The following is a 20,679-nucleotide window of genomic DNA, read 5'->3' on the forward strand; positions in this document are numbered from 1 at the left end:
CCCGCTCTCTCACGGCTAGGTGAGCGAACCCCCCGTCACATCCACCCAGCTCCCCGTTGTCCACCGCCCGCCGTCCGACACCAGGAACGCCACCACGTCGGCGACTTCGGCGGGCCGGCCCACCCCGCCCAGCGCCGAGAATGCCGCCGCCTTCGCCCAGCCGTCGGGACTTCCGTGCAGCAGGGCCGCCGTGTTGTCCGTGTCTATGATCCCGGGGGCCACCGAGTTCACCGTGATGCCCCGGTGCCCCAGCACCTTGGACAGGTCTCGCGAGAGGACGTCCAGCGCGCCCTTCGTCATCGCGTACGCCATGTTGTCCGGCATCGCCGCCGTCCGGGCCAGACCCGACGAGATGTTGACGACCCGGCCGCCGTCCCGCAGGCGCGCCATGCCGTGCTTGAGGATGAAGAACGGTGCCTTCACGTTCACCGCGAAGACCTCGTCGTACTCCCGCTCCTCCAGTTGATCGATGGGCCGCGTGCTGCCGATCGCCGCGTTGTTCACCAGGATGTCCAGCCCGTCCGCGTGCCGGTCGAACTCCTGCCACAGTGCCTCGGCATCCCCGGGTGTCCCCAGCTCCACGCCCACCGTGAACGCCGAGCCGCCGGCCTGCTCGATCGCCGCGACCGTTTCCTTCGCCGCCGTCTCGTTCCTGCCGTAGTGCACCGCGACCCGAGCGCCGTCGCGCCCCAGTCGCTCGGCGATACCTCGCCCGATGCCCCTGCTCGCCCCCGTGACGAGTGCCGTCCTGCCCGTGAGCACGCCCATGGCGGCGCCCCCTCTCTTTTTTTAGCGGTCGCTACAAAAATGACCGTACAACAGCCCGCCTTCATTTCTCTAGTGCCCGCTATAAAATGCACCCCATGGTGAACGAAGACGGAACCGCGAAGGCGCCGAAGGGGCCCGACGCCACGAGTGCGACGCCCGCCGGTCCGGCCAAGGCCAGGACCAGGCCCCGCGGCCGCCCCCGCTCCTTCGATCGCGAGACCGCACTGGAGAAGGCCCTCCTGGCCTTCTGGGAGCACGGCTACGAAGCCACATCCGTCTCCGACCTCACCCGCGTCATGGACATCGGGGCCCCCAGCCTCTATTCCGCCTTCGGCGACAAGCGGTCCCTCTTCGAAGAGGTCGTCCGCGTGTACGGCACGCGCTACGGATCCTTCACCGAGCGCGCCCTCGCCGAGGAGCCCACCGCACGGGCCGCCGTGGAGCGCACCCTGCGCGAAGCCGCCACCGCGTACACCGAACCCGGCCACCCGCACGGCTGCCTCGTCGTCCACGCCGCCGTGAACTGCTCGAACCCGGAGGTGGAGCAGTCGCTGCGGGACCGCCGCAACGCCAACATCGCCGCCTTCGAAAGCCGTATCAGAGCCGATGTCGCCGCCGGGGTGCTGCCGCCCGCCACCGACGCCGCCGCCCTGGCCCGTCACACGGGAGTGATGATCCAGGGCATGTCACAACAGGCACGCGACGGGGCGAGCAGGGAGGAACTGGAGGCGGTCGCGGAAATTGCCCTGTCCATCTGGCCCCGCACAGGAACCAACACGGGTTAGGCTGCCTGCTGGACGCCGGTGCGTCCGACGCGTCACGGAAATGACAACAACGAACAGCCTCCCACGCATGGACACCCCTAAGTGGTCTAGTCCACAATGCGTGACGAGAGCGCGTGTGCAACGCGCACCAGCCTCCGTCTTCCCCGCACAGGAAGGCGGACCGAGGAACCGAGGCTCTCTGCCCTGACTGCCCCGGCTCCTCATCCTTCGGCCGACCGGGACCGCACACCCCACGGCCGATGCTGCTCCGGGCTGCGGTGCCGGGAGGGTTGAGGGTCCCTCCCAGGCGCCGCGGCCCGCGGGTGTTTCAGGGCCGTACGAACCCCCGGGTACGCTCGCACACGTGCCCTCCATGAACGAACTCGTACGCCAGCACACCGCCCTCGACGACACCGATCTCGAGTGGCTGCACCTGCTGGTGTCGGAGTGGCAACTGCTCTCCGACCTCTCCTTCGCCGACCTGGTCCTGTGGGTCCCCACCAGCGACGGCACCCGGTACGTCTCGGTCGCCCAGATGCGGCCCAACACCGGCCCGACCTCGTACCAGGACGACATGGTGGGCCATCTCGTCCCGCGCGGCCGCCGCCCGATGCTGGACGCCGCCCTCGACGAGGGCCGTATCGTGCGCGAGGGCGACCCGGAGTGGCGCGAGGAGGTGCCCGTCCGGGTCGAGTCGATCCCCGTACGGCGGGAGGGGCGCGTCCTCGGAGTCATCGCACGCAACACCAACCTCCTCACCGTCCGCACCCCGAGCCGCCTGGAACTCACCTACCTGCAGAGCGCCTCCGACCTGGCGCAGATGATCGCGGCCGGCTCCTTCCCGTTCGCCAACCAGCAGCTCGACATGGACGCCTCGCCCCGCGTCGGCGACGGCCTGATCCGGCTCGACGCCGACGCCATCGTCCAGTACGCCTCCCCGAACGCCCTGTCCGCCTACCACCGGCTCGGCCTCGCCTCCGACCTCGTCGGCCAGCACCTGGGCAGGACCACCGCCGAACTGGCCCCGACCCGGGGCCCGGTGGACGAGGCGCTCGCCAAGGTGGCCAGCGGCTGGGCACCGCGCGAGTTCGAGATCGAGGCCAGCGACGGGGTCATCCAGTTCCGCGCGATCCCGCTCAAGCCGAAGGGCACCCGAATCGGTTCCCTCGTCCTGCTCCGGGACGTCACCGAACTGCGTCGGCGCGAGCGCGAGCTGATCACCAAGGACGCGACGATCCGGGAGATCCACCACCGCGTCAAGAACAACCTTCAGACGGTGGCGGCCCTGCTGCGCCTCCAGGCCCGGCGCATCGAGTCCGACCGCGGGCGCGAGGCCCTCGAAGAGGCGGTGCGGCGCGTCGGGTCGATTGCGATCGTGCACGAGACGCTCTCCCAGAACCTGGATGAGCGCGTGGAGTTCGACGACATCGCCGACCGCGTCCTGGCGATGGTCGCGGAGATCTCCCCGGGCAAGGTGGCGGGTCGGCGCACCGGCCGCTTCGGCATTCTCGACGCCGAGGTCGCCACGCCGCTGTCGATGGTGCTGACCGAGGTCTTGCAGAACGCGCTGGAGCACGGTTTCCGCGAGGGCGACACCGGCACGGTCGAGGTGTCGGCGGTCCGCGGCGGCACGACCAAGGAGGCCCGACTGCTGGTCACGGTCCAGGACGACGGGGTCGGCCTGCCGGAAGGCTTCGATCCGCACACGGCCGGCAATCTCGGCCTGCAGATCGTGCGGACCCTGGTGGAAGGCGAGTTGGGTGGAACCTTCGACATGGTCCCGGCACCGGAGCGCGGAACCCGTGTGATCCTCGACATTCCGGTGCGGTCCCAGAAGTGAGGGAATCCGAAAGCCTCGGGAAGGGCCCGGAAAAGCAATGAGCCCCGGGCCACCAAGTGGCCCGGGGCTAAAGCTCGTTGCTGCTTAACTAAGCGCATCGGGGGAACTGCGCGCTGCGGCTCGGGGGCGGGAGATGCGTACGCGCTGTACGCGCCGCCAAGCTCAGGCTGTCAGCAGGGGTGGGTTGTCAGGCGGAGGCCTGACGAGCCCGGTTGCGGGCGGCGCGGCGCTTCATGGCGCGACGCTCGTCCTCGCTGAGACCACCCCAGACGCCGGAGTCCTGGCCGGACTCGAGCGCCCACTGCAGGCACTGCTCCATAACCGGGCAGCGACGGCAGACGGCCTTGGCTTCCTCGATCTGCAGCAGCGCAGGACCGGTGTTGCCGATGGGGAAGAAGAGCTCGGGGTCTTCCTCGCGGCAAACGGCGTTGTGACGCCAGTCCATGGCTGCTACCTCTCCTTGGTATTACGTGCAAGTGCTTGTGAATGTGAACGCTTTCACGAATCCCTCAACAAGTGAAGGGCCGACCGTCAGGGTTACCCGACGAAGGTCCTGTGAGTTGGAGAGGGGTTCTGGTGATCAGTGGAGGCCGGTCTTGCGGGCCGTCCCGATCGCCACGTAGAGACTCGCAAACCTCAGCGGCGGATACAACCCCTTCTGGAAAGTTTTTTTTGATTCTTCGGTGTCGACTAGGTCACAGCCGTACTTCCATGGGGTGGATCCTGGCCTAAACGTTCGAGTGAAAGGACTTTAGCCAGTTCTGCTCACACAATCACACGCAGTGCACGGCGTACGCCTGTGAACGTCACGCTGGTCCGCAGCCCCAGGTGGTCACCGTCCATCTGAAGGGGGAGCGGGACCTTCGAATGCAAGGTGAACTCTGTCAAGTCGTGCAGAGAGGTGGCGTGCTTGCCATGGGGTCCACGCTCGGGGGACGAAGTGAGCAACTGGGTGCCATACCGGGCAACCGCCGCGGTGGACAGGCGGCTGAGACCGAAGAGATCGAGGCCGGTATCGAACGAGGCTTTAGGTGCCGCATAGATCGGACGATTCCCCAGAAACGTCCAGGGCGAGGTGTTCGAGACTATGGACAGCACCAGATCCGTGACCGGATCCTCGCCGGCCCGCTCCAGCGTGATCGTCCCGTGGCGGCGGTTCGGCTCGCCCAGGAGCTGACGCATCACCTGGCGTACGTAGAGAGCGTGTGTGGATTTCCGGCCCCGCTCGCGATGCTGCTCCACACGACCCACCACACCGGCGTCGAAGCCGAGCCCCGCGTTGAAGGTGAACCAGCGGGACGGCACCGACTCGTCCTCCGTGCCCGGCGTGCCCGAGGTCAGGCCCAGGCCGACGGTTCGCTCGCTGCCGTCGCGCAGGGCGTCCAGCAGGGCGCCGGTGGCCTCCACGGCGTCGTTGGGCAGCCCCAGGGCGCGGGCGAAGACATTGGTGGAGCCGCCGGGGACCACGGCGAGGCCGGGCAGATGGCCCGGCGCGGGGCCGGCGTGCAGGAGGCCGTTGACCACCTCGTTGACCGTGCCGTCGCCGCCGAGGGCCACCACCAGGTCGATGTCGTCGCTGTCCGCCGCCTGCCGGCCGAGGTCGCGCGCGTGCCCCCGGTACTCGGTGGTGACCGCCTCCAGCTTCATCTCGCTGGCAAGCGCATGGATCAGTACGTCGCGTGTGCGCGCACTTGTGGTGGTTGCCGCCGGATTGACCACGAGGAGTGCACGCATGACTGGCAGCGTACCTACTGGGGGGTACCGGGCCCATACCGAGGTAGGGATCGGGTAAGAGAGCGGAGGTGAACGGCACCTCGGGGGGCGTGTACGACGGGGGCTACTCTTCAGGGGTGAGCAGTGAGCAGACCCCCACCACCGAGGAAACCACCGGCCCCCGCCCCCGGCGTGTGACGTACGCCGCGCTGCTGGCCGCGCTGGAAGGCCTCGCTCTGGTCGTCGGCGGGGTCTGGATCCTCGTCCTCGGCCTCACGGGGCATCCCGACGACCGGCAGCAGGCCGTGACCGGCGGCATCACGCTCGTCGTGCTCGCACTGCTGCCGCTGTTCGCGGCCCGCGGCCTGCTCGCCCTGCGCAGCTGGAGCCGCGGCCCGGCCGTGATCACCCAGCTGATGGCGCTGCCGGTGGCCTACAACCTGCTGCAGGCCGACAGCATGGCCATTCCAGGCGGGATCGCCCTCGCGGCGGCTGCCGTCGCGTCGCTGGTGCTGCTGGTGAACCCCGAGACGACCCGGGCCCTCGGGATCCGCGGGCCCGGCAACACCGGCAACCTGGAGAAGAAGTAGCCGTCACTCCTCGACGAGGAGCTTCTCCCGCAGCTGGGCCAGCGTGCGCGCCAACAACCGGGAGACGTGCATCTGGGAGATGCCGACCTCCTGCGCGATCTGCGACTGCGTCATGTTGCCGAAGAAACGCAGCAGCAGGATCCGCTTCTCGCGCGGTGGAAGATCCTCCAGCAGCGGCTTGAGGGACTCCCGGTACTCCACCCCCTCCAACGCCTCGTCCTCGGCGCCGAGGGTGTCCGCGACCGCCGGGGACTCGTCGTCGGTGTCGGGGACGTCCAGGGAGAGCGTGGAGTACGCGTTGGCGGACTCCAGGCCCTCCAGGACCTCCTCCTCGGAGATCGCCAGCTTCTCGGCGAGCTCGTGGACCGTGGGGGAGCGGCCGTGCAGCTGCGAGAGCTCGGCCGTCGCCGTGGTCAGCGCCAGGCGCAGCTCCTGCAGCCGACGCGGGACGCGCACCGCCCAGCCCTTGTCGCGGAAGTGCCGCTTGATCTCGCCGACGACCGTCGGGGTCGCGTACGTGGAGAACTCCACGCCGCGGTCCGGGTCGAAACGGTCGACCGACTTGATCAGTCCGATCGTGGCGACCTGGGTGAGGTCGTCCAGCGGCTCGCCCCGGTTGCGGAAGCGGCGCGCGAGATGCTCCACGAGCGGCAGATGCATACGGACCAGCTGGTTGCGCAGCTCCGCGTACTCGGGACTGTCGCTGCTCAGGGTGCGCAGCTTGAGGAACATCTCGCGCGCCCCGCTGCGGTCCGGAGAGCCGTGCTGCGCTCGGTGCGCGCGTGGCGTCTGATCCTCGGAGTGTCGCTCGTGCTCGCTCATCGTCCCGCCCGTCGCCCTTCCCCGAGCCCTCGCCTCCTCCGCCACCCTCGACTTCGCGGGAGTGGGGGGACCCCCCTGGGCCGGGGGTACGGCGATCCCCTCGCCCGGAGGCGTGCTCCGCAGGACACCGTCCCGGTCCAGCCGCCCGCCACCCGGGAGGACGGCCCCCACGGAGTCGTCCTCGGGATGCGGGCGGGCCTGCTCGGGGATGCCGTCGATGCCGTCCGCCATGCGTCGGGCACCGGTCGGGCCGCTCGTGCCCGTGCCCTCGGCCGGCAGCTCTCGTGTGCCGCGCTCTTCGTCCCGCACCGGCCCGTCCTCGCTCCTCACGCCGGCCCGGGTCCCGCGCCGCGCTGTTTGTAGAGGCTGATCGAAACGGTTTTGTCCTTGTCCACGGCGGAGGAGACCTTGCCCGCCAGAGCGGACAGGACGGTCCAGGCGAAGGTGTCCCGCGAAGGGGCATGACCATCCGTGGTCGGCGCCGAGACGGTGACCTCGAGTGAGTCGTCGACGAGGCGGAAGACACAACTGAGCACCGAGCCGGGCACGGCCTGCTGAAGCAGGATCGCGCAGGCCTCGTCCACCGCGATGCGCAGGTCCTCGATCTCGTCGAGGGTGAAGTCCAAACGGGCCGCGAGACCGGCCGTGGCCGTACGCAGCACCGACAGGTAGGCCCCCGCGGCCGGCAGCCGGACTTCCACGAAGTCCTGGGTCGCGGGCTCGCCTGCGATCTGGGACACCCTCACCTCCATGGTGGTACAAGCGTTTCAGGGCCGAGGGTCGCCCCTCGGGGTAACGCGATACGTGGTTCAGCGGTGACGCTACCGCGCTCTCGACGGTCCTGTCCCCGGGACCCCAACCCCTGGTCGTCACTCACAGTAAACCTGTGGATACGCTCCGTGTCTAGGGGTTGGGCGGGCCCAAATGGGAAGAGCGCGCGCCGGGTTGACGTACCCAGACGTCAGACGGTCGAACCGTCCGCCGCCGGGGTCCCGTCGCGTCACACCAGGACGTGGTCGACGAAGCACCAGCGCCAGGTCTCTCCGGGCTCGTGGGTCCGCATCACGGGGTGACCGGACTCCTTGTGATGCTCCGCCGCGTGCCGTCCCGGCGAGGAGTCGCAGCAGCCGACGTGACCGCAGCTGAGACACAGCCGTAGTTGCACCGGATCCAGGCCCTCCGCCAAGCACTCCGGACACGTCTCGCTGCGCGGGCCGGGTTCGGGGTGCGGCAGCGCGTCGGCGTGCGTGCACTGTTTCATGATTGCCAGGTTACGACGGTCGGGCGGAAGACCGCGTCGGAAAATGAGGGCGGGCGAGAACGATGGACGTGATGCCACTGCTGCTGCTCGTGGCGGGCAGTGCCGCGATCGCCGCGGCGGCGCGGCGGACACCGGTGCCGGCGCCGCTGCTGCTGGTGGCCGTGGCGCTGGCGGTCAGCTACATCCCCGGGGTACCCGAGTACACGCTCGACCCGCATGTCGTCCTGCCACTCATCCTGCCCCCGCTGCTGCACACGGCCGCGACCGACAGCTCCTACCTCGACCTTCGGGCGCAGCTGCGGCCGGTCGCGATGCTGTCCGTCGGATACGTGCTCTTCGCGACCTTCGTCGTCGGCTGGGCCCTGTACGTGATCGTGCCGGGGATGCCGCTGACCGCGGCCCTGGTCTTCGGCGCGGTGGTGGCGCCTCCGGACGCCGTCGCGGCCACGGCGGTCGCCCGCCGGGTGGGGCTGCCGTCGCGGATCACCACGATCCTCCAGGGCGAGTCCCTGCTGAACGACGCCACCGCGATCACCGCCTACCGGGTCGCCCTGGCCGCCGCCGTCGGCGAGGGCGCGACCTGGGCCGGGGGCATCGGCGAGTTCCTGCTCGCGGCGGTCGGCGGCGTCGTGGTGGGCCTGCTGCTGATGGCGCCGATCCACTGGCTGCGCACGCACCTGAGGGAAGCACTGCTGCAGAACACGCTGTCCCTGCTGATCCCCTTCGCCGCATACGCCGTCGCCGAGCAGCTGCACGCCTCGGGTGTCCTCGCGGTCGTGGTCGTCGCGCTCTACCTGGGGCACCGCGCGTGGGAGGTCGACTTCGCGACGCGCCTGCAGGAGGAGGCGGTCTGGAAGATGGTCGCCTTCGTCCTGGAGTCGGCGGTGTTCGCGCTGATCGGGCTGCAACTGCCGGTGGTGCTGAGGGGCCTCGGGGAGTACGAGGGCGTGGACGCCGCCTGGTACGCGATCGCCGTGTTCCTGGTCGCCGTCGCCACCCGGTTCGTCTGGGTGTACCCCGCCACCTTCCTGCCGCGGCTGCTGTCGGCCCGGGTGCGGGAACGGGAAGAGAACCCGACCTGGAAGGGACCGTTCGTGATCGCGTGGGCCGGGATGCGGGGGGTCGTCTCGCTCGCCATCGCCTTCTCCATCCCGCTCACCATGCACGACGGGGAGGAGCCCTTCCCACAGCGCAATCTCATCCTCTTCCTGACCTTCACCACGGTCATCGGGACCCTGGTGGTGCAGGGCCTGACCCTGCCCCCGCTGATCCGGCTGCTGAAGTTCCCCGGGCGGGACGCGCAGACCGAGACGCTGGCCGAGGCCAACGCCCAGGCACAGGCCTCCCGGGCCGCCGAACGGCGCCTGGACGAACTCCTCACCGACGAGCGCAACGCCCTGCCCGCCCCGCTCGCCGACCGGCTGCGCATCGTCCTCGAGCGCCGCCGCAACGCCGTCTGGGAGCGGCTCGGCCAGGCCAACCCGATCACCGGGGAATCCGTCGACGACACCTACCGGCGGCTGTCGCGCGAGATGATCAGCGCCGAGCGTGAGGTGTTCGTCAGACTCCGGGACGGCCGTTACATCGACGACGAGATGCTGCGGACCCTGCTGCGCAGGCTGGACCTGGAGGAGGCGGCGGCGTTCCGGGAGGCGGCGTGACGGCGGACCCTCGCCCGCATGGTGCGCTATGGCCGGCGCCGTGCGCGGGGGACAGACGGAGCGGTACCTCAAGGGAAAGGGGCTCCTGAGGCGAGAAGCGGCACCGAAACGGGGAGCGGCGCCGAAACGGGAGCGGCACCCGAGGGGAACGGCACCCGAGGGAAGCGACGCCTCAAGGGAAGGGACGGCCGGTGATCACCGCCGCGACCGCCGTCCCGCGCGCGAAGGCCCCCTCACCGGCCAGTGTGACGAGCCCGTACAGCAGCTTCGCGACATACAGACGCTCCACGGGCAGGCCGTGCCGTTGCTCGAAGTCCGCCGCGAAGGCGTCGAGCTCGGCGGGCACGCGCGCGTAGCCACCGAAATGGAAGCGCTCGTCCAGGCTCCAGGTGCCACGCCGGCCGCCGAACGCCGCACGCTGCAGGGCCTCCGTCCCGGCGGCCAGGAAGCCACCCTTGAGCACCGGCACGCCCAGGGCGCGCACCCCGGGGTCCAGACCGGCGGACAGGCCCGCGAGCGTGCCACCGGTGCCGCAGGCCACGGCGACCACGTCGGCCCGGCCCCGCAACTCGGTGCCGAGTGCGCGGCAACCGCGTACGGCCTCGGCGTTGCTGCCGCCCTCGGGGACGACGTACGCGTCCTCGGCGTCGGCCGCGCGCAGGATGCCGGCCAGGTCCCGGGGCGAGGACTTGCGGCGGTAGGTCGCCCTGTCGACGAAGTGCAGCCGCATGCCGTCGGACGCGCAGCGCGTCAGCGAGGGGTTGAGGGGCCGGCCGGCCAGCTCGTCGCCGCGTACGACACCGACCGTGGGGATGCCGAGCAGCCGGCCGGCCGCGGCTGTGGCGCGCAGATGGTTGGACCACGCGCCGCCGAAGGTGACGACGGTCCGGCCGGCCGCCGCGGTCAGGTTCGGCGCGAGCTTGCGCCACTTGTTCCCGATCAGCTCCGGGTGGATCAGATCGTCCCGCTTCAGCAGCAGCCGGACACCCCGGCCCCCGAACCGGTCGTCCACGACTTCCTGTACCGGTGACGGCAAACGGGGACGCAGCGCGGCGAGTCCGGGCGGGTCGGTGCTGGTCATCGAGCCATTGTCACCCGCACGTGGGGAGGAGGGGGCGCGAGGCCGACGCCCTCGGTACTCCCGGGCACCCGGTCCGCGTCCCGGACGCGGCGCCTTCGCCGGACGCCTCACTTTCGAACGCCGTGACGGCCCCCCTGCCCAGCAGCGCGAAGATCCATTCCCGCTCTTTCGGGTAATAGCACCACCGCGTCGCGTGCGGAAGGCTTGCGGGTGCACATCGATGCCCGAGGCATGGGGGCGTCGGTCACAACCGGGAGGGCAGTTCTCTATGTCGGTAGGCGAAGAGGTCCGCACGGAGCAGACCAAGCCGCAGCAGAGTCTCGGCACGGCGGCCGCGCGGAACCTGGCCACCACGACCAAGTCCGTGCCGCAGATGCAGGAGATCAGCTCGCGCTGGCTGCTGCGGATGCTGCCCTGGGTCGACATCCAGGGCGGCACGTACCGGGTGAACCGCCGGCTCACGTTCGCCGTGGGGGACGGCCGGGTGACGTTCGTGAAGACCGGCGACCGCGTCGAGGTCATCCCGGCGGAACTGGGTGAGCTGCCGGCGCTGCGGTCGTACGAGGACGAGGACGTGCTCTTCGAGATCTCCCGCCGCTGCGAACAGCGGGAGGTCCCGGCCGGCGAGGTGATCGCCTCCTTCGGCAGCCCGTCCGATGAGGTGTACCTCCTGGCGCACGGCAGGGTGGAAAAGGTCGGCACCGGCCCCTACGGCGACGACGAGTCCCTCGGAGTCCTCGCCGACGGCGCCTACTTCGGCGACGAGGCGCTGCTCAACGAGGACGCGATCTGGGAGTTCACGGCCCGTGCCCTCACCGCGTGCACCGTGCTCGTGCTGCCCCGCCAGGACTTCCAGCAGATCGCGGAGCGCTCGGACACCCTGCGCGAACACCTCCAGCGGCGCCGCTCGATCCCCTCGCAGCGCTCCAACAAATACGGCGAGAAGGAGATCGACCTCTCCGCCGGTCACTCCGGCGAGCCGGACATCCCGCACACGTTCGTCGACTACGAGGGCAGCCCCCGTGAGTACGAACTGAGCGTCGCCCAGACCGTACTGCGCATCCACACGCGCGTGGCCGACCTCTACAACCAGCCCATGAACCAGACCGAGCAGCAGATCCGGCTGACGGTCGAGGCGCTGAAGGAGCGCCAGGAGCACGAGCTCATCAACAACCGGGACTTCGGGCTGCTGCACAACTGCGAGTACGACCAGCGGATCCAGCCGCACGACGGTGTGCCCAGCCCGGACGACCTCGACGAGCTGCTCAGCAGGCGCCGCGGCACCAAGATGCTCCTCGCGCACCCGCGGGCCATCGCCGCGTTCGGCCGCGAACTCAACAAGCGCGGGCTGGTGCCCGAGACCATCGACATGACGGGCAACCGCATCCCGACCTGGCGCGGTGTGCCGATCTTCCCGTGCAACAAGATCCCGGTCTCTGACGCCCGTACGACGTCCATCATCGCCCTGCGTACCGGCGAGGCCGACCAGGGCGTCATCGGTCTGCGCGCCTCCGGCATCCCGGACGAGATCGAGCCGAGCCTGTCGGTGCGCTTCATGGGCATCAACGAACAAGCCATCATCAAGTACCTGGTCACGGCGTACTACTCCGCCGCGGTCCTGGTACCGGACGCGCTCGGCGTCCTGGAGAACGTCGAGATCGGCCGCTGGCAGTGACGCTGCCGGCAGACCGGCCGTGTCCCCGCCCGTCGGGGCGGGTACACCCTCGGGGCACGCGCCCAGCGACAGCGGAGGCACCACCCTCCGCTCATCCTCCGAGGCGGTCCCATGAGTGAGTCCCTCACGGAGTCCAGGACGGAGCCGACGCTGCCCGCCCCGGGCCGGCAGAGGTACGCCGAGCCCCGGCAGGCCGCCGGAACACCGGGACGACGAGGGACCATCGGGACACAGCGGGACGGCCGGCCGGCGCCGACCGAGGGACACGAGGCGGTCATGGTGCTGGAGCGGGCCCGGGCGGAGGTCGATCCGGTGCTGCGGACCGCGCTCGGCTCGCTGCCCGGGCCGATGCGCCGGATCGCGCTTTACCACTTCGGCTGGGAACACGCCGACGGCACCGCGGCGGAGGGGAACTCCGGCAAGGCCGTCCGGCCCGCTCTGGTCCTCGCCGCTGCGGCCGCCGGCGGCGGGTCCGAGGCGCGGGCGGGGGCGGCTCGGGCGGCGGCCGCGGTGGAGCTCGTCCACAACTTCACACTGCTGCACGACGACGTGATGGACCGGGACACCACCCGCCGCCATCGCCCCACCGCGTGGTCCGTGTTCGGCGACGCCGACGCCATCCTCGCCGGGGACGCCCTGCAGGCGCTGGCCCTGCGGCTGCTCGCCCAGGACCCGCACCCGGCGGCCCCGGCCGCCGCCGCCCGGCTCGCGGACTGTGTGGTCGAACTGTGCGCGGGGCAGCACGCGGACACGGCGATGGAACGCCGCGCCCCGGTGGAGGTCACGCTCGACGAGGTGCTCGCCATGGCCGAGGCCAAGACGGGCGCCCTGCTCGGGAGCGCCTGCGCCATCGGCGGGTTGTACGCGGGCGCCCCGGAGGCGGACGTGACGGCGCTGGACGCGTTCGGACGGGAGGCCGGGCTCGCCTTCCGGCTCATCGACGACGTCATCGGCATATGGGGCGACCCTCGACGCACCGGCAAGCCCGTCGGTGCCGACCTGGCCGCCCGCAAGAAGTCGCTGCCGGTGGTGGCGGCCTTCGCCTCCGGCCACCCGGCGGCGGCCGAACTCGCCGCGCTGTACGCACGACCCGGCGAGACGGACGACCTGGAGCACATCGCCCTGGCAGTGGAGCGTGCGGGCGGCCGTGACTGGGCCAGGGCCAGGCGGCCGACCGGATGGCCCGGGCGATGCAGCAACTGGCCCGTGCGGTGCCGGACCCGGAGGCGGCGGGCGGTCTGCTGGCCCTCGCCGAGTTCGTGACCCGGCGGGCCGGCTGACGCCCGCGGCAAGCGGGCGGCCGTCAGCAACCGGTGATCGGCCAGGGCCGACGAGCGGCAGCACCGGCGACGCTCCTCAGGCCACCGGCGGGCAAGACCCCGGAGCGCCCGGGGCCGTGCGGCTCCTGACCCCGCACGGTCACCGGCCTCCGGTTGGCGGGTCCCGCACTGCCCCACGGTGTGCGGGGCCCGCCTCCTTCCCGGGACGGTTTCCCGGACGATCCCGGAGGTCCGGACCGCCTTCCGTACGGCTGCCGTATCGATCGACTTTGGGCAAACGTTCGACTGAATCCCGCCAAGATCCTGCTCGCATCGCTCCGTGCGGGCCAACCCCCCTACGATCAACGCCCGTCGGGACGACCGAAGGGGCGGGGCATGGGTGTGGCCATCCGGACGGCGGGCGCAGGGGACAGGGAGCTGATCGTCCGGCTGCTGGACGAGGCGTTCCAGGACGACCCCGTGAGCGGCTGGGTCTTCCCCGGAGTGGAGGAGCGCCGAGCCAAGCACCCCGGGCTCATGGCCGCCTTCACCGACATCGTGCTCGCGGCCGGCCGCATAGATGTCACCGAGGACGGCTCGGCCTGCGCCCTGTGGCTCTCCATGCCCGCCCAGGACGGCCCCGACGAGCACGACGGCGCCGCCGAGGACGAAGGACCGGCCCAGGTGCGGGAGGCCGTCGACCCCGACAACGAACGCATCGAGCTGATCGGCAGGCTGACGGCCGCGATCCACCCCACCGGGCGGGCCCACGAGTACCTGTGGATGATCGGCGTGGCACCCGGCCGCCAGGGCGAGGGTCTCGGCACCGCGCTCATCGAGGCCGTCCTCGACCGCTGCGACCGTGAGGCCCTGCCCGCCTACCTGGAGGCCAGCAGCGCCCGCAGCCGGACGCTGTACGAGCGCCTGGGCTTCGAGCTCGCAGGCCCGGTCCTCGACCTCCCGGACGGCCCGGCGATGTGGCCCATGTGGCGCGAGCCCGGCCCGCACCGGCAGCCCGCCTAGGCCCGACCGCACGACAGCGGGGCCGGCCGCACCCACTGCGCGACCGCGGTGGCGGCTCTCCTCCGCCCGGCTTCCGGCGACACCGGTGGGCTCTCCTCCGCCCGACCCGCTCCGGCACCACCGGCCCTAGCTGTGCTGTCCCGCCCGGCCCTCCTCCGGCAGCACCGTCGCCACGATCCGTTCCACGAGCCCGTCCGGTACGCCCACCCCGGGCAGGACGCCCTCCAGCACGCCCGGCAGGGTCAGATGCTCCAGGAGCAGTCCGAGCATGGCCAGATACAGCACGGCGACGGACTCGTCGCCGCCGGGGAGTCCGGCCGTGCGGTGGAACTCCATGGCCTCCTCCAGGTCGCCACGCACCGACTTGGTGTAGGAGGCGAGCAGTTCGGGGCGCCGGGTGGCCTCCAGGCGTAGCTCCATGAGGGCCAGGTAGCCCGTGCGGTCGCGGGTCGCGCGGGCCATGAGGTCGTGCATGAAGGCTGTCACCAGGGAGCGGTCCTTCGGCCGGGTCATCAAGTCGGCGACCACCTCGGGGTCGGGCGCGAGCCGTACGTGCAGCCGGGTGTCGATCTGGCGCAGCAGGTCGGCCCGCCCCGTGAAGTAGTTGGAGGCGGTGCCCACGGGCACCCCGGCCTCGGCGTCCACCGCGCGGAACGTCAGCCCGCGCGCCCCCTCACGCGCGAGCACCTCGACACCGGCGTCGACGAGCGCTGCCCGGCGCCCGGGGTTGCTGACCATGCGGAGTCCCTTCTCCCACTTTCGATGATTCCGGGTTGCTCCCTTGCAACCACTACACCAGAAGTACTACAACTTAAGTTGTTGCAGCGACAGCCTACGAAAAGAGACCGGCTTGCGAAAGCTCACGTACTACATCGCCTGTTCCCTCGACGGCTTCATCGGCGACCCGGGCGGCGACGGCACGGCGATGATGCGCCTCCTCGACGAGGAGTTCCTCGACTTCCTGAAGACGGAATACCCCGAGACGATTCCCACCCACGGCCGCCGGGCCATGGGCATCGACGACCTGCCGAACAAGCGCTTCGACACCGTCATCCAGGGGCGCGGCAGTTACGACCTCGCCCTCGACGAGGGCATCACCAGCCCCTACGCCCATCTGCGGGAGTACGTCGCCTCCAGCACCCTGAAGGAGTCGCCCGATCCGAGCGTCGAGATCATCGCGGACGACCTGGCCGGAAAGGTCCGCGAACTGAAGGCGGAGGACAGCGGCTTCGACATCTACCTCTGCGGTGGCTCGCAGGTCGCGGGGGAACTGCGCGACGAGATCGACGAGCTCGTCATCAAGACCTACCCGCTCGTCTACGGCGCGGGCATGCCGATGTTCGGTTCCGGGTTCGCGATCTCGGAGTTCGCCCTGGAGTCGGTGCGCACGTTCGGCAACGGCGCTCTGGTGCGCACGTACAGCAGGAAGCGCTGAGCCCCGGACCGGCCTACGCTGAGGACATGGGCAGCGAAGAGCACGTCTGTCCCGGGTGCGGACAGCCGGTGGACACGGTCGTCCGGCGTCACAAGACGCTGGGCACCTGGGTCCCCCGATGGGTGGCGGGCCCGTGCCGCAACCCGGAGTGCGGGTCCTACGACGCGGAAGCCGCCGAGAGCGGCCACCCGGTCGAGGGCGCTCGCAGCAGGGAGGTCCCCGCGACCCCCGAGGAGACCACCCCGGACGGGCCCGGAACGGCCCCCGGGGAAACCGTCGCCGAAAATTCCTGAGCCCGTGTCGAGATGCGCCACCCGGCTCCGACGTCCCCTGTGAAGAGCCGCCCACCGGGGCGGTGAGAGCCGAAGGAGCGGACTGATGAAGTACCTGGTCATGGTGCAGGGCACGCAGGCGGACTACGAGGCCATGCGGGGCGAGGCGTCGGCGGACTCCCCGGCCTGGAGCGAGGAAGAGGTGCAGACGATGTTCGCCTACATGGGCGCCATCAACGACGACCTCTCCGAGAGCGGTGAGCTCGTCGACGCCCAGGGCCTGGCCGAGCCGGCGCAGACCCGGCACGTCACCCTCGGGGACGACGGCAAGGCCGTGATCACCGACGGGCCGTACAGCGAGACCAAGGAGCTGCTGGCCGGTTACTGGGTCCTGGAGTGCGAGAGCCTGGAGCGGGTCACGGAGATCGCCGACCGCGTCTCACGCTGCCCCCAGCCGGCCGGTGCCCCCGCCCATCCGGTCGTGATCCGCCCGATCATGGACGGCTCCGGGGACCTCTGACGGACGGCCGGCAGCGACGGGCCCGCCCGTGAGGACCATGCCCGAGATCGAGGACCTGCCGCGCGGCAACGCCCCAGGTCCTCGGTGCGCTGGTCAGACGGTACGGGCACTTCGACGCCGCCGAGGACGCCCGTACAGGAGGCGCTGCTCGCGGCGGCAGGACAGCGGCCCGAAGCGGGCGTGCCCGGCAATCCGCGCGGCTGGCTGATCAAGGTCGCCTCGCGGCGGCTCGCCGACGCCCTGCGCAGCGACCGGGCCCGGCGGCAGCCCGAGGAGCGGGCTGCCGCGCTCACGCCCCGGGACGCCTTCACGGCCCCGCCTCCCGGGGTTCCGGGATCAGGAAGGCCCGCCGTCCGCGCACAGCGTGTCGTCCTCGCGGGGCGCCCGCACACCCGGGAGATCGCGCGCGAGAACTCGGGGGAGGGACAGCCGGGCCAAGCAGAAGGTGCGGGGCCTGGGCTTCGGCCGCCCGGACCGCTGCGACCCGCGCCCCGACCTCGCCGAGGCCGTGGACGAGGCCCCGGCCACGAGCAGCGGCCGCCGTCCGTCCTGCAGACCCTCTGTCTGATCTTCAACGAGGGCTACACGGCCACCTCCGGCGCCGCGCTGCAACTCCGGGACCTCGCGGGCGAGGCCGTGCGGCTGACCCGCACGGTCCACCGGCTGCTGCCCGGCGACCCCGAGGTGGCAGGTCTGCTCGCACTGATGCTGCTCACCGGCGCCCGGTGACGCGCGCAGCGGTCCGCACGGCGAGCTGATCCCCCTCGACGAGCAGGACCGCGGACGCTGGCACCGGGCGGCGGTCGAGGAGGGCGTCGCACTGGTCACCCGGGCCCTGTCCCGGGGCCGTTCCAGCTGCGGGATGGGCCTGGACGACGTCCTGGTGGGCCTGGCCCCCGGCCCGGTCGAACGCCTCAACCGCGCGGTCGCCGTCGCCACGGTCCACGGCCCGAAAGCAGGCCTCGCCGAAGTCCATACCCTGACGGGCGAGTTGAGGGGCCACCGCCTGGACGCCGTACGAGGTCACCTCCTGGAGCGGGCGGGTGCGCCCGAAGCCACCCGGGCCGCCTACGAGTCGGCGGCGGCGCAGACCCTCAGCCTGTCCGAGCAGCGTTATCTCCGGTCCCGGGCGGCGCGGTTGGGCGACTAGCCTGAGAGGCATGGGTGTTCCGGGGGAGCGGCGCCGCACGGTGTGGCGCCGGGTGGTGATCGGGTGGGCGCTGCTCGTGGCCGTCGCGGGCGGTCTGACGCTGTGGATGCAGGACTCCACGGAGCCGCGGGGGCCGTACGTCTGGCAGCGGACGAATCCCGACGAGCCACCGGACCTGCCGCCCTGCCCGACGACCGGGGAAGCCGGGCTCGCCGCCTGCGCCTACGTCGACACCCCCTGACCGCGCGACCCGCCCGTCACGGGATCCCGGGTCGTCAGGCAGTACGTGCCGCCCGACGGGTCGCGCATCACCGTCCAGCCGGAGAAACCGGCGACGAAGGCGGCCCCGAGCCGCTCGTGGTGTGCCCGGGTCGCCGTGACGTCCGCGCAGGCGAGGTCGAGGTGAGCCGAGGCCGGCCCCTCCTCCCCGAGGCGTTGCAGGAGCAGACGGACCGGCAGGCCGGGCGGCGGCTTCACCACGTGGAACTCCGGCAGGGCGCCCGGCAGCGACTCCCAGCCGTCGAGCAGCGCGCTCCAGAAGGCGACCTCGCCCTCGTAGGCCGAGGGCGGGACGTCCACGCACACCTGGTCGAGCCGGCTGCCCCGCACCACACCCGGCCGCGACGACTGACCGCGCCAGGGATCCGCGCAGAACAACTGCCCGCCGGGCGAACGCAGCACGACGAGCGACCCGAGGTCGGCCACCACACCCGCGCCGAGCCGTACCGCCGCGGCGGCGAACTCCGCCACGTCGTCCACGCAGAAGTCGAGGTGCGCACCGCCGGAACCCGGGCCGACCGCCTGCACTTTCACGTACGCGTCGGCGCCTTCGGGGAGCAGAGTGACGAACTCGTCGTGCTCCCCCCGCAGTTCGGACAGGCGGGTGTCCGTGACCGCCGTCCAGAAGCCGCAGGCGGCGCCGAAGTCCTGACGCGGGCGGTCGATGAAGGCGTACGTCCATCTGATCCTCATGGGCGCGATCGTAGAGGGACGTTCCACCGCCACCTGCGTGAACCTCGACCGGCCCTCGCCGCACCGATCCCGATCCACCGGCCCGCGCTGTTTGCATTCAGCAATGGACCACATCACGTTCCTCGTGGCGGCCGTCATCATCACGGCACTCGCCTTCGACTTCACCAACGGTTTCCACGACACGGCGAACGCGATGGCCACGTCCATCGCCACCGGCGCGCTCGCACCTCGTACGGCGGTCCTGATCAGCGGTGTCCTCAACGTCGTCGGCGCCTTCCTGTCCACCGAGGTGGCCAGGACCGTCTCGGACGGCATCGTGAACGACACGCTCGTCTCCCCGGGCATGATCTTCGCGGGGCTGGTCGGCGCCATCCTGTGGAATCTGCTGACCTGGCTGATCGGTCTGCCCTCGAGCTCCTCGCACGCCCTGTTCGGCGGGCTGATCGGGGCCGTGTGGGTCGGGGCGGGCAGCCACGGCGTGGACTTCGGCAAGGTCGTCGAGAAGGTGCTGGTGCCGGCGGTGGCCTCGCCCGTCGTGGCCGGTGTCGCCGCGCTGCTCGCCACCCACCTCGCCTACCGGCTCACCGACCGGGCCGACGGGGACTGCGTCACCCGGAGCTTCCGCGTCGGCCAGATCGCCTCCGCCTCGCTGGTCTCCCTCGCCCACGGCACGAACGACGCACAGAAGACCATGGGCGTCATCACCCTCACACTGATCTCCGCCGGCGCCCTCGGCCACCATGCCGGGCCGCCCCTGTGGGTCGTCGCGTCCGCGGGCCTGGCCATCGGCCTCGGCACCTACCTCGGCGGCTGGCGGATCATCCGCACCCTGGGCAAGGGCCTCGCCGAGATCCGGTCGCCGCAGGGCTTCGCCGCCGAGACCGCCTCCGCGGCGGTCATCCTGACCTCCACGCACCTCGGCTTCGCGCTGTCCACCACCCAGGTGGCCTCGGGCAGCATCCTGGGGGCGGGCCTCGGCCGCAGGCTCGCGGAGGTCCGCTGGGGCGTAGCGGGTCGGATGGCGGTCGCCTGGGCGGTCACCCTGCCCGCCGCCGCGCTGGTCGGCGGACTGGCCGCCGCGATCGTGCGCATCGGCGGCGACATCGGCACGGCTGCCGTCGCCGCGACCGGCGCGGCCCTCGCCGTCGCCATCGTCGCCATCTCGCGCCGCGACCCGGTGGACGCGCACAACGTCAACGACGCCCGGGACGGCACCCGTCACACCGAGCCGTCGGCCAAGGTCGGCACGGCCGCCTGAGCGACGGTGACGCGAGCGTGGAGACGCCCGCCCCGGCCCGCCGGAGGCGTAGGGAGAGCGAAGGCCCCGTACCCGGCAACGGATACGGGGCCCACCGTCCCCTTTCACTCGGCCGGCGACATCGCGGGCCGGGCGATACGGAGGAAGATCAAGCCTTCTTGGTCTCCCAGAAGATCTTGTCGATCTGGGCGATGTAGTCCAGCGCCTTCTGGCCGGTGGCCGGGTCGGTCGAGCCCTTGGCGGCCGAGAGGGCCTTCAGGGTGTCGTTGACCAGCTGGTGCAGCTCCGGGTACTTCTCGAAGTGCGGGGGCTTGAAGTAGTCGCTCCAGAGCACCGAGACGTGGTGCTTCGCGAGCTCGGCGCGCTGCTCCTTGATGACGGTGGCGCGCGCCTGGAAGTGCGGGTCGTCGTTGGCGGCCATCTTCTCCTGCACGGCCTTCACCGACTCCGCCTCGATGCGGGCCTGGGCGGGGTCGTACACACCGCAGGGAAGGTCGCAGTGGGCACTGACCTTGACCTTGGGGGCAAACAGGCGGGAAAGCATGGAGCATTCCTTCCTCGTGATCGTCTTCTCACAGGGGACATTACTCCGTGAGGGACGGCTTTTCGCGGGTG

General features: G+C 71.2%; 23 protein-coding genes and 1 pseudogene. 14 read left to right on the forward strand and 10 right to left on the reverse strand.

Annotation, left to right across the window (positions count from 1 at the left end):
• Positions 1 to 15: 15 nt before the first annotated feature.
• Positions 16 to 768 (reverse strand): SDR family oxidoreductase, encoded by a 753-nt coding sequence (locus ABTX60_RS20140; RefSeq protein WP_352098367.1) that lies wholly within the window; start codon positions 766 to 768, stop codon positions 16 to 18.
• A 95-nt stretch (positions 769 to 863) separates the two neighbouring features.
• Here ABTX60_RS20140 and ABTX60_RS20145 point away from each other — a divergent pair, with 95 nt between their 5' ends.
• Together ABTX60_RS20145 and ABTX60_RS20150 are read left to right on the forward strand one after the other, a co-directional pair.
• On the forward strand, positions 864 to 1,553 hold the full coding sequence (locus ABTX60_RS20145) for a TetR/AcrR family transcriptional regulator (RefSeq protein ID WP_352098368.1): 690 nt from the start codon (positions 864 to 866) through the stop codon (positions 1,551 to 1,553).
• Between the two features lie 352 nt (positions 1,554 to 1,905).
• Positions 1,906 to 3,372, forward strand: a complete 1,467-nt coding sequence (locus ABTX60_RS20150) for a sensor histidine kinase (protein WP_053672411.1) — start codon at positions 1,906 to 1,908, stop codon at positions 3,370 to 3,372.
• A 187-nt stretch (positions 3,373 to 3,559) separates the two neighbouring features.
• On the opposite strand, the gene ABTX60_RS20155 is transcribed toward ABTX60_RS20150, so the two are convergent.
• Both ABTX60_RS20155 and ABTX60_RS20160 read right to left on the reverse strand, forming a co-directional pair.
• Positions 3,560 to 3,817, reverse strand: a complete 258-nt coding sequence (locus ABTX60_RS20155; protein ID WP_016639615.1) for a WhiB family transcriptional regulator — start codon at positions 3,815 to 3,817, stop codon at positions 3,560 to 3,562.
• 320 nt (positions 3,818 to 4,137) lie between these two features.
• The gene (locus tag ABTX60_RS20160) at positions 4,138 to 5,106 is read right to left on the reverse strand and encodes a diacylglycerol/lipid kinase family protein (RefSeq protein WP_352098369.1); all 969 of its coding nucleotides are present in this window, start codon (positions 5,104 to 5,106) and stop codon (positions 4,138 to 4,140) included.
• Positions 5,107 to 5,222: 116 nt separating this feature from the next.
• Between ABTX60_RS20160 and ABTX60_RS20165 the strand changes: the two genes are divergently transcribed.
• Positions 5,223 to 5,675, forward strand: coding sequence for a hypothetical protein (locus ABTX60_RS20165; RefSeq protein WP_352098370.1), 453 nt, complete (start codon positions 5,223 to 5,225; stop codon positions 5,673 to 5,675).
• A gap of 3 nt (positions 5,676 to 5,678) precedes the next feature.
• On the opposite strand, the gene ABTX60_RS20170 is transcribed toward ABTX60_RS20165, so the two are convergent.
• The 3 genes from ABTX60_RS20170 to ABTX60_RS20180 all read right to left on the reverse strand — a co-directional run bounded on the left by ABTX60_RS20170 (position 5,679) and on the right by ABTX60_RS20180 (position 7,758).
• A complete protein-coding gene (locus tag ABTX60_RS20170) occupies positions 5,679 to 6,806 on the reverse strand; it encodes an RNA polymerase sigma factor SigF (protein ID WP_352098371.1) in 1,128 nt (375 codons plus the stop codon).
• A 17-nt stretch (positions 6,807 to 6,823) separates the two neighbouring features.
• Positions 6,824 to 7,237: an ATP-binding protein gene (locus ABTX60_RS20175; protein ID WP_003992877.1), complete on the reverse strand. Its 414-nt coding sequence runs from the start codon at positions 7,235 to 7,237 to the stop codon at positions 6,824 to 6,826.
• 260 nt (positions 7,238 to 7,497) lie between these two features.
• The gene (locus tag ABTX60_RS20180) at positions 7,498 to 7,758 is read right to left on the reverse strand and encodes a UBP-type zinc finger domain-containing protein (protein WP_352098372.1); all 261 of its coding nucleotides are present in this window, start codon (positions 7,756 to 7,758) and stop codon (positions 7,498 to 7,500) included.
• 62 nt (positions 7,759 to 7,820) lie between these two features.
• Here ABTX60_RS20180 and ABTX60_RS20185 point away from each other — a divergent pair, with 62 nt between their 5' ends.
• A complete protein-coding gene (locus ABTX60_RS20185; RefSeq protein WP_352098373.1) occupies positions 7,821 to 9,419 on the forward strand; it encodes a Na+/H+ antiporter in 1,599 nt (532 codons plus the stop codon).
• A gap of 172 nt (positions 9,420 to 9,591) precedes the next feature.
• Here the strand turns inward: ABTX60_RS20185 and ABTX60_RS20190 are convergent, their stop codons facing one another.
• Entirely contained in the window at positions 9,592 to 10,500 is a 909-nt protein-coding gene (locus ABTX60_RS20190) for a 1-aminocyclopropane-1-carboxylate deaminase/D-cysteine desulfhydrase (protein WP_352098374.1), read from the reverse strand.
• Between the two features lie 268 nt (positions 10,501 to 10,768).
• Between ABTX60_RS20190 and ABTX60_RS20195 the strand changes: the two genes are divergently transcribed.
• From ABTX60_RS20195 to ABTX60_RS20205, 3 genes and pseudogenes are all read left to right on the forward strand, one after another.
• Complete coding sequence (locus ABTX60_RS20195; protein ID WP_352098375.1) at positions 10,769 to 12,175, forward strand: family 2B encapsulin nanocompartment shell protein; 1,407 nt, start codon at positions 10,769 to 10,771, stop codon at positions 12,173 to 12,175.
• A gap of 111 nt (positions 12,176 to 12,286) precedes the next feature.
• Positions 12,287 to 13,455: pseudogene (locus ABTX60_RS20200) on the forward strand (family 2 encapsulin nanocompartment cargo protein polyprenyl transferase).
• A 375-nt stretch (positions 13,456 to 13,830) separates the two neighbouring features.
• Positions 13,831 to 14,457, forward strand: a complete 627-nt coding sequence (locus tag ABTX60_RS20205) for a GNAT family N-acetyltransferase (RefSeq protein ID WP_352098376.1) — start codon at positions 13,831 to 13,833, stop codon at positions 14,455 to 14,457.
• A gap of 126 nt (positions 14,458 to 14,583) precedes the next feature.
• Here ABTX60_RS20205 and ABTX60_RS20210 read toward each other — a convergent pair whose 3' ends face one another.
• Complete coding sequence (locus ABTX60_RS20210; RefSeq protein WP_352098377.1) at positions 14,584 to 15,195, reverse strand: TetR/AcrR family transcriptional regulator; 612 nt, start codon at positions 15,193 to 15,195, stop codon at positions 14,584 to 14,586.
• 112 nt (positions 15,196 to 15,307) lie between these two features.
• Here ABTX60_RS20210 and ABTX60_RS20215 point away from each other — a divergent pair, with 112 nt between their 5' ends.
• The 6 genes from ABTX60_RS20215 (at position 15,308) to ABTX60_RS20240 (ending at position 18,075) form a co-directional block, all read left to right on the forward strand.
• On the forward strand, positions 15,308 to 15,892 hold the full coding sequence (locus ABTX60_RS20215) for a dihydrofolate reductase family protein (protein ID WP_352098378.1): 585 nt from the start codon (positions 15,308 to 15,310) through the stop codon (positions 15,890 to 15,892).
• 26 nt (positions 15,893 to 15,918) lie between these two features.
• Positions 15,919 to 16,185, forward strand: a complete 267-nt coding sequence (locus ABTX60_RS20220; protein WP_352098379.1) for a hypothetical protein — start codon at positions 15,919 to 15,921, stop codon at positions 16,183 to 16,185.
• Positions 16,186 to 16,270: 85 nt separating this feature from the next.
• Positions 16,271 to 16,684 (forward strand): YciI family protein, encoded by a 414-nt coding sequence (locus tag ABTX60_RS20225; protein WP_352098380.1) that lies wholly within the window; start codon positions 16,271 to 16,273, stop codon positions 16,682 to 16,684.
• A gap of 84 nt (positions 16,685 to 16,768) precedes the next feature.
• Entirely contained in the window at positions 16,769 to 17,413 is a 645-nt protein-coding gene (locus ABTX60_RS20230) for a DUF6596 domain-containing protein (protein WP_352098381.1), read from the forward strand.
• A 28-nt stretch (positions 17,414 to 17,441) separates the two neighbouring features.
• Positions 17,442 to 17,834 (forward strand): hypothetical protein, encoded by a 393-nt coding sequence (locus ABTX60_RS20235; RefSeq protein ID WP_502992360.1) that lies wholly within the window; start codon positions 17,442 to 17,444, stop codon positions 17,832 to 17,834.
• Between the two features lie 10 nt (positions 17,835 to 17,844).
• On the forward strand, positions 17,845 to 18,075 hold the full coding sequence (locus ABTX60_RS20240; RefSeq protein WP_352098383.1) for a hypothetical protein: 231 nt from the start codon (positions 17,845 to 17,847) through the stop codon (positions 18,073 to 18,075).
• Here the strand turns inward: ABTX60_RS20240 and ABTX60_RS20245 are convergent.
• The gene (locus ABTX60_RS20245) at positions 18,057 to 18,806 is read right to left on the reverse strand and encodes a VOC family protein (protein ID WP_352098384.1); all 750 of its coding nucleotides are present in this window, start codon (positions 18,804 to 18,806) and stop codon (positions 18,057 to 18,059) included. The genes ABTX60_RS20240 and ABTX60_RS20245 overlap by 19 nt on opposite strands.
• 103 nt (positions 18,807 to 18,909) lie before the next feature.
• Here ABTX60_RS20245 and ABTX60_RS20250 point away from each other — a divergent pair, with 103 nt between their 5' ends.
• A complete protein-coding gene (locus tag ABTX60_RS20250; protein WP_352098385.1) occupies positions 18,910 to 20,064 on the forward strand; it encodes an inorganic phosphate transporter in 1,155 nt (384 codons plus the stop codon).
• Positions 20,065 to 20,212: 148 nt separating this feature from the next.
• Here ABTX60_RS20250 and sodN read toward each other — a convergent pair whose 3' ends face one another.
• Positions 20,213 to 20,608: a superoxide dismutase, Ni gene (gene sodN, locus ABTX60_RS20255; RefSeq protein ID WP_031140564.1), complete on the reverse strand. Its 396-nt coding sequence runs from the start codon at positions 20,606 to 20,608 to the stop codon at positions 20,213 to 20,215.
• Positions 20,609 to 20,679 lie beyond the last annotated feature (71 nt).

It is taken from the genome of Streptomyces sp. NPDC126510 (assembly GCF_040302345.1).
Classification (GTDB): domain Bacteria; phylum Actinomycetota; class Actinomycetes; order Streptomycetales; family Streptomycetaceae; genus Streptomyces.